The sequence below is a fragment of the Chryseobacterium sp. MMO-72 genome (assembly GCF_037146035.1).
GTDB classification, from domain to species: Bacteria; Bacteroidota; Bacteroidia; order Flavobacteriales; family Weeksellaceae; genus Chryseobacterium; species Chryseobacterium indicum.
This window is the reverse complement of record NZ_JBBCWG010000023.1, coordinates 19,369-41,782: the sequence shown is the minus strand read 5'-3', so window position 1 is coordinate 41,782 and position 22,414 is coordinate 19,369. Positions and strand designations below refer to the sequence as shown.

Here is a 22,414-nt window from a genome sequence, read left to right as displayed (position 1 = left end):
ATTTTCAGCCATAAAAAAAGTTTATTGAAACAAAGTTCAATAAACTTTCTAAATCATCAGTAACAATCGGCAATACGAAGAATTTTACCAACTATTTTTGACTATTAAACCAAAAATCAAAGGCTTCTTACGAAGCCTTTGAAACACCAAATCACAAAATATTAATATGAAAAAAATTTACTTTTCAGTAAACTTGTGACTCGGCTGGGATTCGAACCCAGGACCCATACATTAAAAGTGTATTGCTCTACCAGCTGAGCTACCGAGTCGTCACTTAGTTTGAATTTACTTTAAAAAAGTAACATTCTGTTTAAGAGCTGCAAAGATACAAATTATTTCGTTCCTGCAAAATTTATTTTTCAAAATCAAAGGCTTCTTTAGAAAGCCCTTGAAACACCAAATCACAAAATATTAATATGAAAAAAATTTACTTTTCAGTAAACTTGTGACCTGGCTGGGATTCGAACCCAGGACCCATACATTAAAAGTGTATTGCTCTACCAGCTGAGCTACCAGGTCGGCCACAATCAATAGTATTGTAAATTAAATTAAGCTATACTACTAATTATTCAAATTTTCTGCATTGTGCCTGCGACTGGACTCGAACCAGCACATCCTTAGGAAACCACCCCCTCAAGATGGCGTGTCTACCAATTTCACCACGCAGGCAATAAAAATCACAAAATCCAGTAATTTTTTTTGCTTGTGACTCGGCTGGGATTCGAACCCAGGACCCATACATTAAAAGTGTATTGCTCTACCAGCTGAGCTACCGAGTCGGCCACTTTATCAACGATTAACACTGTGATAATGTCCCTCGTTTTTAGTGGTGCAAAGATATGAGTTTTTTCTTTATCTCAAAACTTTTTTGCAAATTTGTTTAAAAAAAATTCATGATAATTTCACTGGTCGGATACATGGGAAGTGGCAAATCTCACGTTTCCAAAATATTAAGCGAAAAACTCAATTTTAAATTAATTGATCTGGATAAAGAAATTTCCAAAAGGAATAAAATGACAATCCCCGAAATCTTCGATAAAAAGGGAGAAATCTATTTTAGAAAGCTGGAAAGAGAAACATTGGAAGAAATTCTTGCCTCTGAAAAAAATGTTATTTTAAGTCTGGGGGGAGGAACTCCTGTCTATTATAACAATATGGAAATCATCAACCATAATTCAAAAAGTGTTTTTTTAAGAGCTTCTGTCGCTACTTTATCAGAAAGACTTTCTAAACAGAAAGAAAAAAGACCTTTAATAGCCAATATCGCAGATGAAAATCTTGCTGAATTTATAGCAAAGCATCTGTTTGAAAGAAATGACTTCTACAATAAAGCACAAATTAGTGTAATTACAGACAACAGAACTCCGGAAGATATCGCCAGTGAAATAACAGAAAAGCTCTATCTCTAGAGCTTTTTTTAATCTTCGTTTTCAGATTCGTCACCATTTTCGCCAAAGAAATCGTCCCAGTCTGTAAAATCTGAGGCAATATCATTTTCTACGTAATCGTCCATATCTCTGCGGTCTTTCTTCGTAGGTCTTCCCTCTCCTTTATTTCGGTAATAATCCTGAGACATCTTACGCATTTTCAATAATTCATACTGTTCCTTATCAGTCACATCTTTTATATGAAGAGGAACAAGCTTTGCTCCGATCCTGCTTTTCGGAATCTGGATTACTTTAATCTGATAGTCAATCTGATTTTTACGGATCTTTATTACATCTCCTTCCTTCACCTCTTTAGAAGACTTTACAACCGACGCACCGATAGATACTCTGTTCTTTTTAATCTCCTCAGTAGCAATGGTTCTGGTCTTATAAAAACGAATGCTCCATAAAAATTTATCTATTCTCATAATTTTTTATACTTTTGTCGTTATATTATTTGTAAAGTAATTAAAGTTTTTTGAAAAATGAAAAAAATATTTTTATATATCCTTGCTGGATCTCTGTGTTTCACGGCATGTAAAAAGGATGGTGAAGTTGAAACATTTGTAGAACCGGACGATATTGCGGTAAGAAATTCATACGACGATCAGGCGATCCAAAAGTTTATGAATGACAATTACCTTGATTCACAGGGAAATATAAAAGCATTCAGCTCTACAGATACTTCCGATGATAATGAGAAAAAATTATCAGAACTAAGTCCTCAGAAACTTTCTTCCGGAGTTATATATATTGTAAGAAACGGAGCGCAGCCAACTTCAGGAGTAACTCTTGAAACGAATCCTGAAGCAACAAATGCAACTCAGATCAGAACGATGATGAGAGCAAACTACTATCTTGCAACAAATACAGACGGTAATGTAGCATTTACAACTTCCGGAGTTTTAGCCAACACAATCAACGGAAGCGGCTCTCCTTTAACAGACCCGATGTTTTATTATGTAAAAAAGAGTGTTAAAGAAACGGCCGGTAAAGAAAGAAGCTATTACGAAATAGAAGGTCTTCAGGAAGGATTGAAATATTTTAAGGGATACGCAAATTTATCAGACGGAGATGCATACAATTTACAGGGGGTAATTATCGTTCCTTCAAGAGCTGCTTTTGGTAGAGATGCACATTATAATTATACAGGTTATTCTCTTAAAAATAATTGTTTTGTATTCAACTTCCAGATTTACAAAGCCAATCCAAGACCGGTTTTAGAACAATAAAAAATAAAAAAGCGCTTCCCATTGAGAAGCGCTTTTTATTTACTTAAATTAATACTTAGCTTTCTGCTTTACATTTCCTAAAATATCCGGAAAATAGAGATCTGCTAAATGATCAAACTCGTCACCTCTCATAAACATTGTGGCATCCACTTCTTCATACGAACTTCTTCCTGCCGCCGCAATCAGCTCATTACATGTGTGAAGCGTATTTTTATGAAAATGGTACACCCTTTCCGCCTTATCTGCAACATCCAGACCTTTAATCAACATTTTATCCTGTGTGGCAACACCAGTCGGACAATTGTTATTATTACATCTCAAAGCCTGAATACAGCCTAAAGAGAACATAAATCCTCTCGCATTATTACACATATCCGCTCCCATCGCGATGGCTCTTAGAATGTCAAGACTTGTAAGAACTTTTCCACTTGCAATAACCCTTAATTTACTTCTTACATTATAATTATTCAGCGTTCTGTTAACAAAAATCAAAGCAGGTTCCAAAGGCATTCCAACTCCATCCGAGAACTCCGGCGGTGCAGCTCCGGTTCCTCCTTCAGCTCCATCGATTGTAATGAAATCCGGATAAATCTTGAGAACATTCATCTGAACGCAGATATCTTCAAATTCTTTGGTATCGCCGATGCACAACTTAAATCCAACAGGTTTTCCTCCGGAAAGTTCTCTTAACTGCTGTACAAACCTCAGCAAACCTGCAGCATCAGAAAAAGAGGTATGAGAAGGCGGTGAAATAATCGTTAATCCCGGCGTTACGTGACGGATTTTTGCAATTTCCGGGGTATTTTTAACAGCCGGTAAAACTCCGCCATGACCTGGTTTTGCCCCTTGAGACAATTTAATTTCGATCATCTTTACATTGGGTAAAGTGGAATATTTTTTAAACAATTCCGGATTGAATTTGCCTTCTTCATCACGACAGCCGAAATATCCTGTCCCAATCTGCCAGCAAAGATCGCCTCCTTCCATATGGTGCGGAGAAATTCCTCCTTCTCCGGTATTATGGTAAAAATTTCCCTTTTTTGCTCCTCTGTTTAAAGAAATCTGTGCACGGTCACTTAATGCCCCGAAACTCATTGCCGAAATATTAAATAACGAAGCATGATAAGGCTGAGAACACTGCTCTCCTCCTACCCAGACTCTCGGAAGCTCTTCCATCGGAGATTTTGCATAAATGGAATGTTTGATTCCCTCATATTTTCTGTGGTTAACTTCGAGCTGTGTTCCGAAAGGCACAGTATCGCTCAAATTTTTTGCCCTTCTGTACACCGCAGAACGCTGATTTCTCGGAAAAGGTTTTCCATCGGTTTCTCTTTCAATGAAATACTGCTGCATTTCCGGTGAAATACTCTCAAAGAAGTATCTGAAATAGCCCAAAACAGGAAAATTTCTTAAAATAGCGTGTTTAGATTGCGTAATGTTGTAAATCCCTATTGCGTACACAGCGGTTAACAAAACCGGAATCCACCAGTCTGCCCTTATTAAAAATGCAACCGACCATGCAACAACAAGAATAACAGCTCCCCAAAGCAAAAATTTGTCTCTCATATCATTTTGAATTTTACCAAAGTTAAAAAATTTAAATTGATATAAACGGTCTGAGAAACATCAAAAAAATGAATGAAAGAAGTTATTTTTGGATTAAATGTGATGATTTCAGGTTTCGATTTCATTAAAACAAAAAAAGACATCACTATGATAGCAATGTCTGAATTATTTTAAATGAATTGTTTAAAAGAATATTAAATTTTCTCGAGAAAACTCTCAAAAGAATTCATCACAGAAACAGTTCCGTCCGCTTCTATTTTTTCAAGCTTTAAGAATTCAATCTGATTGACTGAAGCCTGATCGAAATCTTTCTGAACCCTCACATAATTCTCTGTGAAGCCAAACATTTTCCCGTCTTTATTTTCGTGTTCCCAAAGTACAGGAAGTGTTTTTCCAAGCTGGGTCTGGTAAAATGCCATCTTTTTCTTCTCAGATAAAATTCTAAGCATTTTATTGCGTCTTTTTCTTTCAGTGATCGGAACTACGCCTTCCATTTCTGCCGCTTCTGTATTTTCCCTTTCAGAATAGGTGAAAACGTGCAGATAAGTTATTGGAAGCTCATTCAGGAAGTTATATGTTTCCATAAACAGTTCTTCTGTTTCTCCCGGAAAACCGACAATTACATCCACACCAATCGCTGCATCCGGCATTACCTCACGGATTTTATTAACTCTATCGGTATATAATTTCGTTAAATAACGGCGTTTCATTTTTTTCAACAGTTCATCGCTTCCTGATTGTAAAGGGATATGAAAATGCGGAACAAAACTTTGGCTTTTCGAAACCAGTTCTATGCTTTCGTCTTTCAACAGATTCGGCTCGATGGAAGAAATACGGATTCTTTCGATGCCTTCAACCTGATCAAGCTCAGAAATTAAATCTAAAAAAGTATGTTCATGTCTTTTGTTTCCAAATTCTCCTTTTCCGTAATCTCCGATGTTTACGCCTGTAAGAACGATTTCCTTGATATCTCTTTCAGCAATTTCTTTGGCATTTTTCAATACATTTTCGATGGTATCGGAACGGGAAATCCCTCTTGCCAAAGGAATCGTACAGTAGGTACATTTGTAATCGCAGCCATCCTGAACTTTCAGAAAAGCTCTGGTTCTGTCTCCGATGGAGTAACTTCCGATAAAAAAATCTGTTTCTTCAATTTCGCATGAATGAACAATGCCTTCATTTTCAGATTTTTCCAAATCATCAAGATAGCTCAGAATATTGAATTTTTCTTTGGCTCCTAAAACCAAATCTACGCCTTCAATCTGTGAAATTTCCTCCGGTTTCAGTTGTGCATAACATCCTACGATTACAACCAGACCATCAGGATTGGCTTTCATGGCTCTTTTTACGTGAAGTTTGCATTCGCGGTCGGCATTTTCAGTTACCGAACAGGTGTTGATAACATACACATTCGCCTTTTCATCAAAACTTACCTTTTCGTAACCTGCTTCTGTTAATTGACGGGCAATGGTAGATGTTTCCGCAAAATTTAATTTGCAGCCAAGAGTATGAAATGCGGCAGTTCTTTGAAATTGAGACATTTATTGATTCTGAATTTTGTGGGTGCAAAGATAATCATTTTAAGATGAATTCTGAATTGATTCAATCTATTGATGAAATTCATCCCTTATTTCCGGACTGTTCCGGTAACAAACCGGGGATGAATTTTGAATTTCAGGCTCATCAATCTGCTGCAAATCTCTGATACATTGCTCTCTGATATTCCACAATTCACCTAAACTGTAAGTGATGCGTTCTTCATTCAGCCATTCTCCAAGAAAATCTTTATGAAATGAAATTTTCTGAGCTCCAATTTCGTTGAATTCTATTTCCCTTTCAATCAGCAGTTTATCTTTAAATTGTTGATAATTTGAACTGCGGTTCGTAAAATCGAAATATCCGTTATCAATTTTGAGATAATTATGCGCTTCCGGAATGTATTTCAAATTAAATTTTTGCAAAGTACTGCTAATCTTCGGAGTGTATTCTGCATCCATTTTAAAAATTCCAAGAATGAGCTTTACATCGCTATGATGATTTTCCAGAGCAAGTTTTCTCAGGGCGGCGTGTTTTGTGCTGCAGGTTCCGCCAAAATCATCAAAAATACATTCGGTTCTGCTTTTATCATTATTTCTTTTGTAAGAGAGCATTGAAACATATTGGCACGCAGAATGAAAATCTTTGATGTTTCTATTTAAAAATTCATCAGAAATAATTCCTTTATTTTGAATGGTAAAGTTTTTCATTACTGCTGTCTGAATTTATGACTCATTTCAGAATTAAATTCCTGCGATCTGTTTCTCGGAATAGAAAGGCTTTTCCAGTCTTCATTTTTCATCATTTTTGCGATATACACAATCTGCCCGATATGATAAGGATAATGCGCCAACTGACGGAAAACAGCATCCATAAATGTATGTGCTTCATTTCTTATGTAAATTACAGAATGTATATTTTCATCATTCATTTGATTCAGAGCGTCAAAAAAACATTTCCAGCCTTGTTCCCAATATTCCAGAACCTCAGCTTTCGTCTTAAAAGTATCAACAAATTCTTCATCCCTGTTCCGCCATGATTTTTCGCCGTCTTCGGTTAAAAAATTAGTCCATCTGGATAACATATTTCCGGCGATATGCTTAACAATAGTCGCTATAGAATTGCTTTCTTCATTAAACTGCCAGAAAATCTGTTCATCCGAAAGCTGCCCGAAAGATTGGTCACCGAGCATTTTATAATATTCAAAACGTTTTATCAATAACTCTTTCATGATGTAAATTTGAATATCTAAGATAGGGATTTTATAAAACAAAAACCGTTACAAAGGCAACGGTTTTCTATTGACTTCTGAAAAATTATTCTCTGTTTTTCACCATTACCCAACCGGAATACTTGAATAAGGTGTTCTTCTTATCATTTTCGTTCCAAGAAACCGAATACCAGTAAGTTCCTGTTGGGACTTTTTTACCTCCGATGGTTCCGTCCCATGTATAATTTCTTAGTTTATCCGCTTTGAAAACGAGTGTTCCGTATCTGTCGAAAACACTCAATACCAAATTCTGTTTGTATCCTAAAGCTGAATAATCGATCACATCATTCACTCCGTCTCCGTTCGGTGTAATTACATTCACCAGATTAGGAACCACCACTGTAATATCGATTGGTTCACAATTGTAGGCATCTTTTACAAAAATTCTGCTGTCTCCTCTCGGAACATTGGTAAATACATTGGAATCCTGCCATTTAATCCCGTCAAGAGAATATTTGTATGGAGCGGTTCCACCTGAAACATTTACTGTTATGGTATTATTGGTAATATCAACTGATGAAATGACAGGCTGCTCAGAAGCATAGACTTTTACAATCTGTCTGGTAATACAGTTACCGCTTTTTAATTTCACCCAATACGTTCCTACTCCTACATTACTGATTGTCTGTGTAGTGGCTCCTGTACTCCATTCATAAGCTGTAAATCCGGAACCTGCATCTAATGTCGTTTTATCTTCCATACAGATAATTTTGTCTTTCAGAATGGCGGAATATACCGGCTGAATAACCACCAGATTTACTTTTGCAATTGCAAAACAGTTATTGGAGTTGAATACTTTGACGTAAATGACACCGTTGGGAGCAATATAGTTTGAAAATCCTACGATTTCGTTCGTACCGTTCTGTGCATCTGCTAAAGAAGGATAATATTTTTTAGTCGTTCCGCTTTGCGTGGTTACTGCCGCAAGGGAAAGATCAAAGAGTCCCGTAGAAGGATCAGCTTCAATAAAGCAGGTTCTTAAAGTAGCTTCTGTAACGACGACAACCGGATAAAACTTCAGAATAATCTGCGCAATTGCCACACAACCATATTGAGAAGTAATTTTAACGTATACCGTTCCCTCTGCCGAAACGAAATTAGTAGTATTTGTAATGGGATTTATTCCCGCATTAAGATCTGAAAGTGAATTATAATACACCTTTACTGCGGTAGGATCTCCAAAAACAGCAGCGGAAGTTAAATCGTAAGTTCCGGTTCCTGCATTGTTGTTATTACAACTGTAGAGCGTAACATTGGTTCCCGAAATATTTCCGTATTTAAATTTAAAAGCTCCCACCTGTCTGCAGGAATTGATAGGGTTATTAGGGTTTGCAGGATCCTGATAATGAATACTGTAATAATATGTAGTAGTCGTATTAATGGTAATAGGCGACAAAATAGGATTTGCTCCGGAAAGAGCGTCATTTTGTGAAGTGTGATAACTGATCTGGAAATTACTGTTTCCATTTAAAATCCCGGAAGATAAAGTACTAAAATCAAAAACCATAGGATTTTCGCAAACAATAATTTCTCTTGGACTGGCAGGATTGGCAGCGGGGGCTCCCGGCGGAATAAAAGGATGAGTCTGAATGCTAGGATCCGTAAACGGTGAAGCCAATGTTGCGGTTCCTCCCCACGTTAGAGAAAAAGGAGCCATTGTAGGATTAAGAACATCCACCCAATTGTCTATATACAGATAATAGGTCTGTCCCGGTAAAACATCCATGTATTTACAGTACGGCGTTAATGATCCTCCTGCAGCGCTTAAGATCGCACTCGTCATATTCATCCCTGTGGAAGCCCCTACTCCGATAACGGTTGCTGCATTACAGCGAATCGGAGAACCAAGATTTGCACAGTTGGCATTCGGTCCGTAGATTGCCCAGTCGTAATCTGCATTAGGATCTGTAGGAATGAGATCGAAAGTAAGCGTTCCGCCTGTTGCAATGGTAAATTTATACCAGATTGAATTATGCTCACCGGAAGATAAACATCCTCCTAAATTTTCGTTAACATTCCCGATTCCCATGGGAGAATAGGTAATATTCGAATTCCCGCATACCGCAAGAGCGGATGAACAGTCTGCCTGAGCGAAAAAAATAGGTGAAATAAAAAGTAAAAAAAGAAGTAGAATTTTTTTCATATCATGTTAATTTGGTTATTAATTGAAATGCAATTTGTTGTCTATCAAATATAAACAATTCTAATTAAAAACAAAAGCTTGAACGAAAATAATTCAACAAAAACTAAATAACAATAAATATTTTTCAGCAATTACTTAATACTTGTAATATTTCCGCAAAGGTTTTCCAGATGAAAAATCTTATGAAACGGGCTGTTTACTTTTTGCAGATGTTCCTTATCCTGAATAAAAGTATAACGCGAAGCGATGGAATTCATATCCGAAACAATAACGAGCCAACATTCGTCGACCGAAGTATCGTAATAAGGAAATTTTTCGTTCTTTTTTTCAATCAGCTCTACAATTTTCTCGGAACATAATTCATCAAAAAGATTCATATTATACTCATGGGTAATAAAAACATTTCTTCGGTGGAAAGATTTCCGGATGCTTTTTACATTTCCTGCAGGCTTTCCTTTTTTAATGCTTTTATAAATATTTAAAATGATTTCCTGCTGATTTTCAGGAGAATCCAGTCTGATGTTTGAGTGAAATTCTAAAAAATAAACACCACGATATTTCGTAGTGTCTTCCTGTTCCAATAAAATTTCTGCCTGACGGAAAATCTTGTTCAGATTGCTTTCAACCTTCTTCATTTCAAGATGATTGATTACTTCGGTAAGCTCGATTCCGATTTTCTTATCATTAAATTTTGCAATAAAGTCGGGGCTTTCGCAGGTTAAATCTTCAAATTTAACTTCAGGGAAATGGTGCATAAAAGAATTGAGCAGTAAAATTTCCGCTTTCTTTTTATATTTTTCGCGGTCATGCAGCTGAGATTCGTCGATCTTACGATGATACTTCTCTATCGGCTTCTTTTTCAAGTGTCGGTTCAGATAATATAAGCTCAGATTTTTAATTAAATCCTCATCAGAAAATGCCTTTTTCATGTGCTTATTATTTTATTGTTATGGAACACATAAAACTTCCGGTTTCAGATCATGAAGTTTTGATTATCAAAAATTTACATATTAAAGGTAAATAAAAAACAGATTCAAAAAGTATTTTTAATGTTAATTTATAAAATAATTAATGTAGAGTTTATTTTCATAATTAATACCTTTGCCTCCTCACTTAATAAACTGTTACACATGGATTTTAAAAATTTTAAAATACCTTTTAGCGTAAATCCGCAGTACTCCAAGAAAGTTGCTTATTTTTCTATGGAATTTGCGATTGAGCAGGTGCTGAAAATATATTCGGGAGGATTAGGATTTTTGGCGGGTTCTCACATGAGAAGTGCTTACAATCTGAAACAGGATCTTATCGGAATCGGAATTCTCTGGAAATTCGGGTATTACGATCAGGCAAGAAATCATGACCAGACGTTACAGCCGACCTGGACGAAAAAAATGTACAGCTTTCTGGAAGACACCGGCATAAAATTTCAGATAGAAATTCACAGCGCTCCGGTTTGGGTAAAAGTATGGTATCTCGATCCTGAAATTTTCCACACGGCTCCTATGTTTTTTCTTTCAACAGATGTTCCTGAAAATGATCATATTTCTAAAACCATCTGTCATAAATTATATGATGCCAACGAATCTACGAAACTGGCACAATATATTCTTTTAGGAAAAGGAGGAGCAAAATTACTGGATGAAATGAACATTGAAAGAGATGTTTATCATTTAAATGAAGCTCACGGACTTCCTGCAGCGTTCCATCTGCTGAAAAAATACGGCGGAAATCTGAATAAAGTTAAAGAAAAGCTGGTTTTCACCACGCATACTCCTGAAGAAGCAGGGAATGAAAAGCACAATATGAGACTGTGTTATGATATGTCTTATTTTTCAGGCTTCAGTATGGAAGAGGTAAAAAATATCGAAGGTTCTGATGACGATCGTTTCAACCATTCTCTTTGCGCGCTGAAAATGGCAAGAATAGCCAACGGAGTTTCCCAGCTTCATGGGGTAGTTTCCAGAGCAATGTGGAGCAAATATCCGGGAATCTGTGAGATTACTTCGATTACCAATGCGCAGGAATTCAAATATTGGGCAGACAAACCGCTTTACAACGCAAAGGATGAAAATGATGAAACGGTTTTCGATTACCGTAAGAAACATCTGAAGAAAAGATTATTTAAAATCGTAGCCGACCAGACCGGAAATTTATTCAACCCAAATGTTTTTACCATTGTCTGGGCTAGAAGATTTGCGGGGTATAAACGTGCCGATCTGCTTTTACATGACAAAGACAGATTCTACAAATTGCTGAATCATCCGAAATATCCGGTTCAGATCATTTGGGCGGGAAAACCTTATCCGATGGATTATTCTGCGATTTCCACATTCAATTCTCTGGTGGAGGAAAGCAAAAACCATAAAAACATGGCAGTTCTTACAGGATATGAGCTGTCCTTAAGTAAATCTTTAAAGCAGGGTTCTGATCTTTGGCTGAATAATCCGAGAGTTCCGAGAGAAGCTTCAGGAACCTCCGGAATGACGGCTTCCATGAATGGTTCTGTAAATCTTTCCACAGATGACGGATGGATCCCTGAATTTGCGAAACACGGGGAAAATTCTTTTGTAGTTCCGAAAGCAGATTATGCCAATATGAGCATCTACGAACAGGATAATTATGACCTTAACAAATTATACGAAATTCTCGAAAATGAAATTCTTCCTACGTACTATGACAAACCGGATCAGTGGAGAAAAATCCAGTATAATTCTATGAATGACGTGAAAGATCGGTTTAACAGCGACAGAATGGCGGATGAATATTACAGAATTATGTATAATGATTAAAGTTAATTGTTAATTGTTAATTGTTAATTGTTAATTGTTAATAAGCTTTTAAACTATTAAGAAAAATTGAGTTGTTGAGCATTATTAAGTTTATATTAAAATCAGAAATGATTCATCTTAATGTGGCTTAACTCCTTAAATCAATCTTAATGGTTCAATATTTAAAACAAACAGGCTTGGAAAATTTTTCCAAGCCTTGTTTATTTTAAGTTACTCTTTTTTCTTTTTCGGCACTTTTAAGCCTTCCTGTTTCGCTTCAGAAATTCCAATGGCAACTGCCTGTTTTCTGTTGGTCACTTTTTCGCCGGAAGAAGATTTCAGTTTTCCTTCCTTAAATTCGTGCATTACTTTTCCTACTTTTTCCTGAGCTTTTTCAGAATATTTTGTCTTGCTCATACTATTGATATTTTAAGATTTGGTTAAAGAGACACCGATTTCGTACACTTGGGCGTGCTTCAGATATTTAGAGCGCTCTCTTGAAGTTACCGATTCAAAATGATCATTTTTTATCACTACAATCGGGTCTTCAATGTTTTCGATTTCAAAATTGGCAATATATCTTTCATCGGGTGGAGACTGTTGCTGTTTTGCTTTTATTTTCTGCAATTCATCGGCATATTTTCTGAATCCGGGATCTGACGAATGGATAAATTTATATTCATCTCCCGCATCTACGAAATAGTGTAATTGTTTTTGCAATAATCCTGCTTCATTACAGATTTCGGGATTATCATTTCCGTCTTTGAAACCCACTTCAACCAGTTCCCCTCCTTTTTTATGGGCACAATCTTCGGCATCTTTGTAACTTGAAAATCCGGTGTATACTATTTTATCTTCCAGTTCGTATCGGTTCAGTTTTTGGTTAAAAGCATTCGTTTCCATAATTATATTTTAATTTGATTGTATCTTAATATATCCAATTTTACTGCCAAAATCAGAGATTTAAAAAGCTTTTTTTACCATTTTAAAAATTATTATATTTGAAATCTTTTAATATTAGAAATGAAAAAATTCTTATTAACGCTTACAGTTGCTGTAGCATTTCAAAGTTTATCCGCTCAGGAAATTACTTTAGATAAAATATATTCAGGATATTACCGTGGAAAAGGCATTGCCGGAATTACTTCCATGAAAAACGGTGAAAATTATCTGGTTATCGAACAGGGAGGAATTGCAAAATATTCTTACAAAACTTCCCAAAAAGAAGGAAATCTTGTGGATGGACAGTTCCAAAGCTATGAATTTTCTGATGATGAATCCAAAATTTTGTTACTGAAAGACAGTGAACCGATTTACAGACACTCATTTTTAGGAAAATATGAAATAAAAGATCTGAAATCCGGAAAAACAGTAAGTCTTAATGACGGAAAATTTGTTCAGGAGCCAAGATTTTCACCGGATGCTACAAAAGTGGCTTTTATTGCAGATAATAATCTGTTTTATCAGGATCTGAACTCAGGAAAAATCACACAGATTACGCAGCACGGTGTTAAAAATAAAATTTTAAACGGACTTGCAGACTGGGTTTATGAAGAAGAATTCGGACACGCAAGACTGTATGAATGGACAAAAAACTCGGATGCGATTCTTTTCGTAAAATTAGATGAAACAGAAGTTCCGGAAATCTATATTCCGATTTATGGTAAAACGCTTTATCCAAGCGAAATGCGTTACAAATATCCAAAAGCAGGAGAAAAAAACTCTGTTGCTTCAGCACATATTTATCAGTTGAGTGACGGTAAAAAGACAACCGTTAATTTAGACAGTTTCAAGCATTATTATATTCCGAATGTAATTCAGACAGCAAAACCTGACGAAATTGTCTTGATTACTTCGGACAGAATTCAAAATGCTTCTGATGTTTTAAAAGTCAATACAAAAACCGGAACTGTTCAGAAATTATTCACCGAAACGGATGAAAAATGGATCGATACAGACAGCCCGACTCTGGAATTTTTAGAGGACAATTCTTTCCTTTGGGGCTCCGAAAGAGACGGAAACCGCCATTTATACTGGTATGACAAAGATGGTAAACTGAAAAAGCAGATTACAAAAGGAAACTGGGAAGTAACAGATTATTACGGATTTAATCCAAAATCAAAGGAGATCTACATTCAGACCACAGAAAAAGGAAGCATCAACAAAGTAGTTTCCAAAGTAAATATTGAAAACGGAAAATCCCAGTTGATTTCCAATGCTGAAGGAAATAATTCTGCCAATTTCAGCAAAAACTATAATTATTTCATCGAAACTTCTTCTACAGCTGCAAAACCTTATACTTATGTTCTAAAGGACGGAAATGGTAAAACGGTAAAAGAACTTCAGAATAATGAAGCTCAGCTACAGAAGTTAAAAGCTGATAATTTTGTAGAAAAAGAATTTATTACCATTCCGAATGAAGCGGGAGATCAGATGAATGCATGGATCATCAAGCCTAAAAACTTTGATAAAAACAAAAAATATCCATTGTTTATGTTCCAGTATTCAGGTCCCGGTTCTCAGCAGGTTGCCAATTCATGGGACAACGGAAACGGAATCTGGTTTGAAATGCTTGCTCAGAAAGGATATATCGTAGCTTGTGTCGACGGACGCGGGACAGGTTATAAAGGCGCTAAATTCAAAAAAGTAACGTACATGAATTTAGGGAAATATGAAATTGAAGATCAGATTGCGGCAGCAAAATGGTTCGGAAATCAATCATATATCGATAAATCCAGAATCGGAATGTTCGGATGGAGTTTCGGAGGGTATATGACGAGTCTGGCAATGACAAAAGGAGCCGATGTTTTCAAAATGGGAATTGCAGTGGCGCCGGTAACGAACTGGAGATATTATGATTCTGTTTACACGGAAAGATTCATGAGAACACCGCAGGAAAATCCTGATGGATACGATAAAAACTCCCCGACTGAATATGCGAATTTATTGAAGGGGAAATTCTTATTAATCCACGGAACTGCCGATGATAACGTACACTTCCAGAATTCTATGGAATTTTCGGAAGCTTTGATCCAGAACAAAAAACAGTTTGATTTTATGGCTTATCCGGATAAAAACCACGGAATTTATGGCGGACAGACAAGACCGCAACTGTATCAGAAAATGACTGATTTTATTTTGGAAAATTTATAATCCAATATTTAGCATAAAAAAATCCGGATCTAAACTTTAGATCCGGATTTTTATTAGTAAAAATGAAAACTCCTATTATCAATAATCGTTACGAGAAAAATTTTATTGTTTATTTCCTGATAGATTAGAGAATTGTTTTCATCAATTATACATTTTCTTAAATTAAGTATATTAGATTTTGGACAAATCGCAATATGATTTTTCAGATTATCAATCAATTTATTAAAATGATTTTCAAATCTTTCGATTTCTTTAATTGTCCAGTTTTCAAACAAATAATCAATTACCTTTAAATAATTTTTTAAAGTTTCTTCGGACCAGATAATTTCCATCATCATTTCTTTGAAGCAATATAATCTTTGATTTTCTTTTGAGCAGATTCATGACTTAAAGTTCTGTCATTTTCTATGTCATCTACTCCTTTTTTTATTGATTCTCTTTGAGGCTCGGATATTATTCCCGACCAATCATTTTCATTTGTTCTGTTATATTTCGTCTTCAAAAAATCAATAAAATCATTCACTTCTTCATAAAAATTTTCAGGAAGTGTTCTGATGTTATCTTCTAAATCTTTTAACGTAATTTCCATTTTCTTCATCTTTATTTCCATCAAAGTTAATAAAATTCGATTATTATTTTTAAAATTCTATATTTGTGAAATTTGAAATTTGTAAACTATGAAGACTAAACATCCTAAAGGATTGCCTTTCCTCTTCTTTACGGAAATGTGGGAGCGTTTCGGGTACTATCTTATCCTCGGAATTTTTGTATTGTATGTTATTGAACCTACCGGAGCAAAAGGCGGTCTCGGACTTCCCGACAAAACTGCGGACGATATTTTCGGGACGTACATTGCTTTAACCTACTTAACTCCTTTTATCGGAGGATTTCTTGCGGACAGAGTGTTAGGATACATCAAATCCATTTATATCGGAGGTGTTTTAATGGCTGCAGGATATATCGGGATGGGTGTTTTCAAAGATCTTACATTATTTTATTCTTCTTTAGCGTTAATTATCATCGGAAACGGTTTCTTTAAACCTACCATTTCTACCCTGCTTGGAAATTTATACTCCGAAGAACCCTATAAAGCCAATAAAGATTCCGGATACAATATTTTTTACATGGGAATCAACATCGGCGCATTTATCTGCAACATTATTGCTGCTTTTATGCGAAATAAATTCGGTTGGGGTGAAGCCTTCATCACTGCCGGAGTCGGAATGCTGGTCGGATTAATTATTTTTACCATCGGCAGAAAACACTACATTCATGCCGCTCAGATGAAGCCTGTTCAGGAAGGAGATACCAAACTTTCTGAAATATTAATGAAGGTATTCTTACCGGCAATCATTGCAGGAGCAATCGGCTGGATTATTCCCGGAAATATTTTCGGAAGCGACAATACAGATGCCTTTATTTTTGCCTGTGTTCCTGTTATTTATTTCTATGCTTCCCTATACTTCAAAGCGAAGCCGGACGAAAAATCGTCTATCGGAGCCTTATTATCGGTTTTCCTGATCAGTATGTTCTTCTGGGCAGTTTTCAAACAGAACGGAACCGCTTTAACGAGATGGGCTAATTATTACACCGACAGAAGTGTACCTGCTTCCATGGAAAAACCTTTGGAAAGCATTTACATGGTAGACGGAAAAAGTTATGAAGACAAGGAAGTTCCGGTTTACGACGACCAGTTCCAGTCTCAGAAAGATAAAGACGGGAACACAATAAAAGTTCAGGGAAAAGATGTTTATTTTAAAAATATTTCTCCCGAGCAGCGTGCAGAACTGGAGAAAAATCCTCAGGCGAAAACCTATCTTTACAATACAGAATTATTTCAGTCCATCAATCCGTTTTGGGTAATTGCTTTAACGCCGGTTGTAGTAGGTTTCTGGGCATTATTAAGACGAAAAGGAAAAGAGCCTTTAACGCCAACAAAAATTGTTTTAGGACTTTTCATTTCAGGGTTATCCTGTTTAGTGATGGTTTTGGCAGTCTGGGCAGGAGATAACGGAGCCGTAAAAGTTTCGCCGTGGTGGCTGGTTACAAGTTACGGAGTTATTACCGTGGGAGAATTATGTCTTTCACCTATGGGATTATCCTTCGTTTCCAAACTTTCTCCTGCAAGAATTACAGCATTGATGATGGGCGGATTTTTCCTTGCCAACTCCGTAGGAAACAAGCTTTCCGGAATTTTAGCCAGTACTTGGTACAATTATGAGAATAAGATGAACTACTTTTTAGTGAACTTTGCTTTGCTGATCTTTGCAACCCTTTTAGGCTTATCTATGCTGAAAAGATTAAACAAGATCATGAAAGAAAAAGGACATTAATCCTTGTTCACAATACAGAAAATCAAGCTGCGGAATTATTCTGCGGCTTTTTTATTTAAATATAAAATTAAAACCTTGCTGAAAACACAAAAAAAACTATATTTGTCAGTCTTAACAAAAATTAACAATAAAAATGGATAATACTGAAGCATTGAGTCCGAAACCGGATGAATTTGTAGAGAACAAGAATTCCAGACATCCGAAAGGATTGTGGGTTCTTTTCGGAACAGAAATGTGGGAGCGTTTCAACTTTTATGGAATGAGAGCTTTATTAACGCTCTTCATGGTAAATTCCTTATTGATAAAAGAAGCTGATGCAGCAATCATCTACGGTGGATTTTTAGCTTTATGTTATCTTACTCCGCTTTTGGGAGGTTTCATCGCCGATAAATATATCGGTAACAGAAACGCCATCTTAATCGGTGGATCTTTAATGGCAATTGGTCAGTTTTTGCTTTTTATCAGTGCTTCTACGTTTTCGGGAGGTCTGGATGCAGCAAAAACCATCATGTGGCTTGCTCTTTTCATCATCATTTTCGGTAACGGGTTCTTCAAACCGAATATTTCTTCGATGGTAGGAAGCCTTTATCCAAAGCAGGAAAAATCAAAACTGGACTCTGCTTTCACAATTTTCTACATGGGGATTAACATTGGAGCATTCTTAGGACAGTTTATCTGTCCGTACGTAGGAGACGTAAAAGATGCGACAACAGGTGTAAGAGATATTTTTGCCTTCAAATGGGGATTCCTCGCTGCTTCCATTGCAATGATAATCGGTACCATTACTTTCTTTATTCTTAAAAATAAATATGTAGTTACACCGGAAGGAAGACCTATTGGTGGATTACCTAAAAACAATACAAGCGCAGATTTTGAAGAAGGAGAAACACAGACTGCTAAATTCTCCGGTTCGGCATTAGGAATTACAGGAGGGTTATTCGTTATTCTTTTCTTTGCTTTCAGATATCTTCTGGTGGGAGAATTCGGATTTAAAGCCGTAGAAATGGGACAGCTGATTAAAGGAATTATTTATCCTTTCATTTATGCAGCAGGAATTTCTCTGGCATTCTTAATCATGAGTTCTGCTGAAAATAAAGTGGAAAGACAGAGAATCTGGGTAATCTATATCGTATCGTTCTTTATTATTTTCTTCTGGGCAGCGTTTGAGCAGGCGGGATCTTCATTAACTTTTATCGCAGATAATCAGACCGACAGAAATATCTTAGGATGGAATATGCCTCCTTCGATGGTACAGATTTTCAACGGTATTTTCGTTGTGGTTTTAGCCGTTCCTTTCAGCTTAATCTGGGACAAATTAAGAGCAAAAGGAAAAGAGCCGGTTTCGCCGATGAAGCAGGCAATGGGACTTGCTCTGATCGCATTAAGTTACTTCATCATTGCACATAACGTAAAAGATTTAGGAAACTCAGGATTATTGGCTATCAAATGGTTAATGTTACTGTATTTTATTCAGACTTGTGGTGAACTTTGTTTATCTCCTATCGGATTATCATTGGTAGGTAAGCTGGCTCCAAAAAGATTTGCATCCTTATTATACGGCGTATTCTTTATTTCCAATGCAGCAGGTTATGCTTTAGCAGGTTCTTTGGGAGCATTGATTCCTGCGACAGGAGATAAATTCTCTAAGGCACAGGAAATGGGAATTAACCTTCAGGATGTTTTAGATAAAAAAGTAACATTAACTGCAGATCAGGCAGCAGCTTTTGAAAAAGCGCAATTGCCTTTAGCTAATCCTACTTTTGCAGGTTTTGAAATCCACAATTTATTTGAATTCTTCATGGTATTCGTTGTTCTTTGTGGTATTGCTGCTGTAATTTTAGCGTTAATTTCACCTATTTTAAAGAAAATGATGCACGGTGTAAACTAAACTGCATCAAATAAAATACAAGAACCTCCGCTAAGTCGGAGGTTTTTTTTATTTTAGTAATTATCTGCATGACAGCAAATATAATTTCAAATTCGTATTAAAGAATTTAAGTGATTGTTCGTCAACGGACAGAAATATAAACCTCTTCTATTAAAAGGTAAAAAAGCATTAATGATAATTGAAGTATGACAGAAATTTTTAAAAATAATATATCGCAGCACATTACTCTTTCTGAAGATGAATCAGCACAATTTTACAGCTTATTCCAAAAAAAGATCATTAAAAAAAAGCAGTTTTTATTAAGAGAAGGGGAAATCTGTAAGTTTGAAGGTTTTGTAATAAAAGGGCTATTCAAGACCTATCATATTGATTCTGACGGAATAGAACAAATCCTGAACTTTGCCACAGAAGACTGGTGGATTACTGATATTGACAGTTTTACAAATGAACTACCGTCTCAACTGAACATAGAAGCACTGGAAGACAGTGAAGTTTTAATCATTTCTAAAAAAGACAAGGAGTTTGCTTACAAAAACCTGCCCAAAATCGAAAAGCTGTTTCGTGTAATGACACAAAAAACACATGTTGCCCTGCAAAGAAGAATGATTGATAACCTCAGCAAAACGGCAGATAAACGATATACTGATTTCATCGAGAAATACCCTCAGCTTTACCAAAGGTTAACCAATGTGCAAATCGCTGCATATTTAGGTATCAGTCATGAATTTGTGAGCAGAATAAGAAAAAAAATAGTTAACAAAAAATAATTCAGACTTCATTTATTGAACTTGTTCAATGTTTTGAAGCAATATGCTTACAGATATTTGTAACAGCAAATATGCTCAATTATAAGATAAAATTTAAACGATATCCATCCTCTTTATTATTCATAATGAAAACACAAATGCAAAATTTAAAAACCATTAAAGTCAATTCTGTACAGCCTAAAATGGATAAACTGATCAAAAACAGCTTTGCCGCTACACTGAAAACAACGATATACGGATTTTTAGCGGCAGCCATTGTATTGTCCTGCAACCGGAAAAACGAAAACCCTACTGAAAAAAGAACATCAGCCAATTCTGAACTTCTCGGGAAAAAAGCCATTATTACATTTCCGGAAATGAGAGCAGAAGTAACTTACCACAAAGATTCAACGCTGCACTGGAAAACAACCGATAAAAACGGATTGATTAATGAAGGCGATGAAAAGATGGATTATAAGAAGCTTAGTGAAGATTTACATTTCCTGAACTGGATAGAAAAAGACGGCTGGACAGTAAGCCAGGTAGTCAATACTAAAGATGGAACCGTAAAATCATTCTGGAGTTTTGCTGACGATTCAAGCCCTAGAGGAAAGAGAAAATCTTTATTTGTGGATGGAAAAATTGAAGTGGTAAAGTAAGTACAAACTGAAAGCCTGCAACAAGACTGAAAATTTGTATAGATTAATATCCTTCAAATATAAATTCGAAACATTATTTGAGGGCAAACTATCTTTGGTAATGACTTTTTCCGTTATTTTACAGAAAATTTAATTAAAACTTAATCATACTGACCTATGAGTTTAACTTTAGACGAAATACAAAATTTTAAAGGCAAATATCCGAAACAGATCTGGAGTCTGTTCTTCTCCGAAATGTGGGAACGCTTCTGCTTCTACGGAATGAGAGGAATGCTTGTCTTTTTCATGATCTCGCAACTTAATTTTCATGAAAGTGAAGCCAATCTTCAATATGGCGCAACGCAGGCTTTTGTTTATGCGTTCACCTTTATCGGTGGTCTATTCGCAGATAAAATTTTAGGTTTCAGAAAATCTCTGTTTTGGGGCGGACTATTAATGATCGTCGGAAGTTTAATTCTTGCGACAGATCCTCACAAATTTTTCTTTCTGGGAATCGCGTTTACCGTAGTGGGAACAGGTTTCTTTAAACCCAACATCTCATCAATGGTCGGTCAGCTTTATAAACCGAATGATTCAAGAGCTGATGCCGGATTTTCGCTTTTCTATGCAGGAATCAACCTTGGTGCATTACTTGGAGGATATTTTTGTATTGCCATCGGAAAAGGAGAGATTTTATCAGATGTAATTCCGGAAATGTTAAGATGGAATATTGCATTCGGATTAGCTGCTGTGGTAATGGTTATAAGTTTAATTAATTTCATATTTACCCAAAGAAGCTTAGGAACGATCGGACTTCAGCCGGGACATCCTGAAAATGAGACAAAATCTGCAACTATCCCGAAATGGCAGGAATACGGAGTGTATGTTTTATCATTAATCTTCGTTCCGATTATCATGGTAATGGTTGCAAAAACAGAATATACAGATTATTTTATGTGGACAATTGGTCCGATTACATTAATCTATTTATTTTATGAAATGACTAAAGTGACTCCTGCTGAACGAAACAAACTTTGGGCAGCCTTAGTCTTCATTCTATTCTCAATTTTATTTTGGGGAATTTATGAACAAAGCGGCGGTTCATTAAGTATTTTTGCGGCAAAAAATCTGAATAAAGATCTATTAGGATTAGATCCGAATGGAGTTAACAATTCCGGAGGTGCCTTCTTCATTATCTTTTTAGCTCCTTTAATCGGATTACTTTGGATTTGGCTGGGTAAAAAGAAAATTGAACCGAACACCATTATTAAATTTGGTCTGGGATTCGTCTTTTTAGGTGTGGGATATTATATTTTATTCGCCACCCGTTTTTTTGCAGATCTTCAGGGTATTACTTCCCTTAATTTCTTTACCATTGCTTTACTCGTTATCACTCTGGGAGAATTATGCCTCTCTCCCATCGGTTTATCCATCATGACAAAGCTTTCTACAAAAAATCTTCAGGGAATGATGATGGGAATGTGGTTTCTGGCATCTGCTTACGGTCAGTATGTTGCAGGAATCATCGGAGCCGGTCTGGCGACCGCAAAAGAAGGTTCTACGAATTACGATTCTTTGATCACTTACACCGATGGATATAAACAATTAGGATTATATGCCGTAATTGCCGGATTGGTACTAATTTTGATTTCCCCGCTTGTGAAAAAATTAATGCAGGATGTAAAATAAAAATAGTAAATGCTTACATTTACTT

Annotated in this window: 19 protein-coding genes and 4 tRNA genes; 9 read left to right on the top strand and 14 right to left on the bottom strand. The window is 36.0% G+C overall.

Going from position 1 to position 22,414, the window contains the following annotated elements; genetic code table 11:
- Positions 1-196: 196 nt before the first annotated feature.
- The 4 genes from WFH39_RS20530 to WFH39_RS20515 all read right to left on the bottom strand — a co-directional run bounded on the left by WFH39_RS20530 (position 197) and on the right by WFH39_RS20515 (position 779).
- Positions 197-269 (bottom strand) — tRNA-Lys (locus WFH39_RS20530).
- 177 nt (positions 270-446) lie between these two features.
- A tRNA-Lys gene (locus WFH39_RS20525) sits at positions 447-519 on the bottom strand.
- 67 nt (positions 520-586) lie between these two features.
- Positions 587-669 (bottom strand) — tRNA-Leu (locus tag WFH39_RS20520).
- A gap of 37 nt (positions 670-706) precedes the next feature.
- A tRNA-Lys gene (locus tag WFH39_RS20515) sits at positions 707-779 on the bottom strand.
- Positions 780-893: 114 nt separating this feature from the next.
- Here WFH39_RS20515 and WFH39_RS20510 point away from each other — a divergent pair.
- Positions 894-1,409 carry a shikimate kinase gene (locus WFH39_RS20510; RefSeq protein ID WP_336691270.1) on the top strand — a complete coding sequence of 172 codons (516 nt, stop codon included), beginning with the start codon at positions 894-896 and terminating at the stop codon, positions 1,407-1,409.
- An 8-nt stretch (positions 1,410-1,417) separates the two neighbouring features.
- Here WFH39_RS20510 and WFH39_RS20505 read toward each other — a convergent pair whose 3' ends face one another.
- Positions 1,418-1,855: an RNA-binding S4 domain-containing protein gene (locus tag WFH39_RS20505; RefSeq protein ID WP_214588689.1), complete on the bottom strand. Its 438-nt coding sequence runs from the start codon at positions 1,853-1,855 to the stop codon at positions 1,418-1,420.
- 57 nt (positions 1,856-1,912) lie between these two features.
- Here WFH39_RS20505 and WFH39_RS20500 point away from each other — a divergent pair, with 57 nt between their 5' ends.
- Positions 1,913-2,659, top strand: a complete 747-nt coding sequence (locus tag WFH39_RS20500) for a hypothetical protein (RefSeq protein WP_336691269.1) — start codon at positions 1,913-1,915, stop codon at positions 2,657-2,659.
- A 48-nt stretch (positions 2,660-2,707) separates the two neighbouring features.
- Here WFH39_RS20500 and WFH39_RS20495 read toward each other — a convergent pair whose 3' ends face one another.
- The 6 genes from WFH39_RS20495 to WFH39_RS20470 all read right to left on the bottom strand — a co-directional run bounded on the left by WFH39_RS20495 (position 2,708) and on the right by WFH39_RS20470 (position 10,103).
- A complete protein-coding gene (locus WFH39_RS20495) occupies positions 2,708-4,225 on the bottom strand; it encodes an FMN-binding glutamate synthase family protein (protein ID WP_336691268.1) in 1,518 nt (505 codons plus the stop codon).
- Between the two features lie 194 nt (positions 4,226-4,419).
- Entirely contained in the window at positions 4,420-5,766 is a 1,347-nt protein-coding gene (gene mtaB / locus WFH39_RS20490; protein ID WP_336691267.1) for a tRNA (N(6)-L-threonylcarbamoyladenosine(37)-C(2))-methylthiotransferase MtaB, read from the bottom strand.
- 66 nt (positions 5,767-5,832) lie between these two features.
- Positions 5,833-6,471 (bottom strand): hypothetical protein, encoded by a 639-nt coding sequence (locus tag WFH39_RS20485; RefSeq protein WP_336691266.1) that lies wholly within the window; start codon positions 6,469-6,471, stop codon positions 5,833-5,835.
- A complete protein-coding gene (locus WFH39_RS20480) occupies positions 6,471-6,992 on the bottom strand; it encodes a DUF1572 family protein (RefSeq protein WP_336712882.1) in 522 nt (173 codons plus the stop codon). Before WFH39_RS20480 ends, WFH39_RS20485 begins: the two co-directional genes overlap by 1 nt.
- Positions 6,993-7,077: 85 nt before the next feature.
- Positions 7,078-9,174: a T9SS type B sorting domain-containing protein gene (locus tag WFH39_RS20475; protein WP_336691265.1), complete on the bottom strand. Its 2,097-nt coding sequence runs from the start codon at positions 9,172-9,174 to the stop codon at positions 7,078-7,080.
- A gap of 131 nt (positions 9,175-9,305) precedes the next feature.
- Entirely contained in the window at positions 9,306-10,103 is a 798-nt protein-coding gene (locus tag WFH39_RS20470) for a hypothetical protein (protein WP_214588682.1), read from the bottom strand.
- Positions 10,104-10,304: 201 nt separating this feature from the next.
- Here WFH39_RS20470 and glgP point away from each other — a divergent pair, with 201 nt between their 5' ends.
- Entirely contained in the window at positions 10,305-11,963 is a 1,659-nt protein-coding gene (gene glgP / locus WFH39_RS20465) for an alpha-glucan family phosphorylase (protein WP_336691264.1), read from the top strand.
- A 210-nt stretch (positions 11,964-12,173) separates the two neighbouring features.
- Here glgP and WFH39_RS20460 read toward each other — a convergent pair whose 3' ends face one another.
- Positions 12,174-12,359 (bottom strand): DUF6496 domain-containing protein, encoded by a 186-nt coding sequence (locus tag WFH39_RS20460; RefSeq protein WP_271246480.1) that lies wholly within the window; start codon positions 12,357-12,359, stop codon positions 12,174-12,176.
- 12 nt (positions 12,360-12,371) lie between these two features.
- Positions 12,372-12,845 (bottom strand): hypothetical protein, encoded by a 474-nt coding sequence (locus WFH39_RS20455; protein ID WP_336691263.1) that lies wholly within the window; start codon positions 12,843-12,845, stop codon positions 12,372-12,374.
- A 120-nt stretch (positions 12,846-12,965) separates the two neighbouring features.
- Here WFH39_RS20455 and WFH39_RS20450 point away from each other — a divergent pair, with 120 nt between their 5' ends.
- Entirely contained in the window at positions 12,966-15,095 is a 2,130-nt protein-coding gene (locus tag WFH39_RS20450; RefSeq protein WP_336691262.1) for a S9 family peptidase, read from the top strand.
- A 334-nt stretch (positions 15,096-15,429) separates the two neighbouring features.
- Here WFH39_RS20450 and WFH39_RS20445 read toward each other — a convergent pair whose 3' ends face one another.
- Positions 15,430-15,684, bottom strand: a complete 255-nt coding sequence (locus WFH39_RS20445) for a DUF2281 domain-containing protein (protein WP_235132651.1) — start codon at positions 15,682-15,684, stop codon at positions 15,430-15,432.
- 88 nt (positions 15,685-15,772) lie between these two features.
- Here WFH39_RS20445 and WFH39_RS20440 point away from each other — a divergent pair, with 88 nt between their 5' ends.
- From WFH39_RS20440 to WFH39_RS20420, 5 genes are all read left to right on the top strand, one after another.
- A complete protein-coding gene (locus tag WFH39_RS20440) occupies positions 15,773-17,428 on the top strand; it encodes a peptide MFS transporter (RefSeq protein ID WP_336691261.1) in 1,656 nt (551 codons plus the stop codon).
- Positions 17,429-17,561: 133 nt separating this feature from the next.
- On the top strand, positions 17,562-19,316 hold the full coding sequence (locus WFH39_RS20435; protein WP_235132653.1) for a peptide MFS transporter: 1,755 nt from the start codon (positions 17,562-17,564) through the stop codon (positions 19,314-19,316).
- 185 nt (positions 19,317-19,501) lie between these two features.
- A complete protein-coding gene (locus WFH39_RS20430; protein WP_214588673.1) occupies positions 19,502-20,083 on the top strand; it encodes a Crp/Fnr family transcriptional regulator in 582 nt (193 codons plus the stop codon).
- A 137-nt stretch (positions 20,084-20,220) separates the two neighbouring features.
- Complete coding sequence (locus tag WFH39_RS20425) at positions 20,221-20,721, top strand: MoaF-related domain-containing protein (protein WP_336691260.1); 501 nt, start codon at positions 20,221-20,223, stop codon at positions 20,719-20,721.
- A gap of 156 nt (positions 20,722-20,877) precedes the next feature.
- Positions 20,878-22,389, top strand: a complete 1,512-nt coding sequence (locus tag WFH39_RS20420; protein WP_336691259.1) for a peptide MFS transporter — start codon at positions 20,878-20,880, stop codon at positions 22,387-22,389.
- The last annotated feature ends 25 nt before the right edge of the window (positions 22,390-22,414 follow it).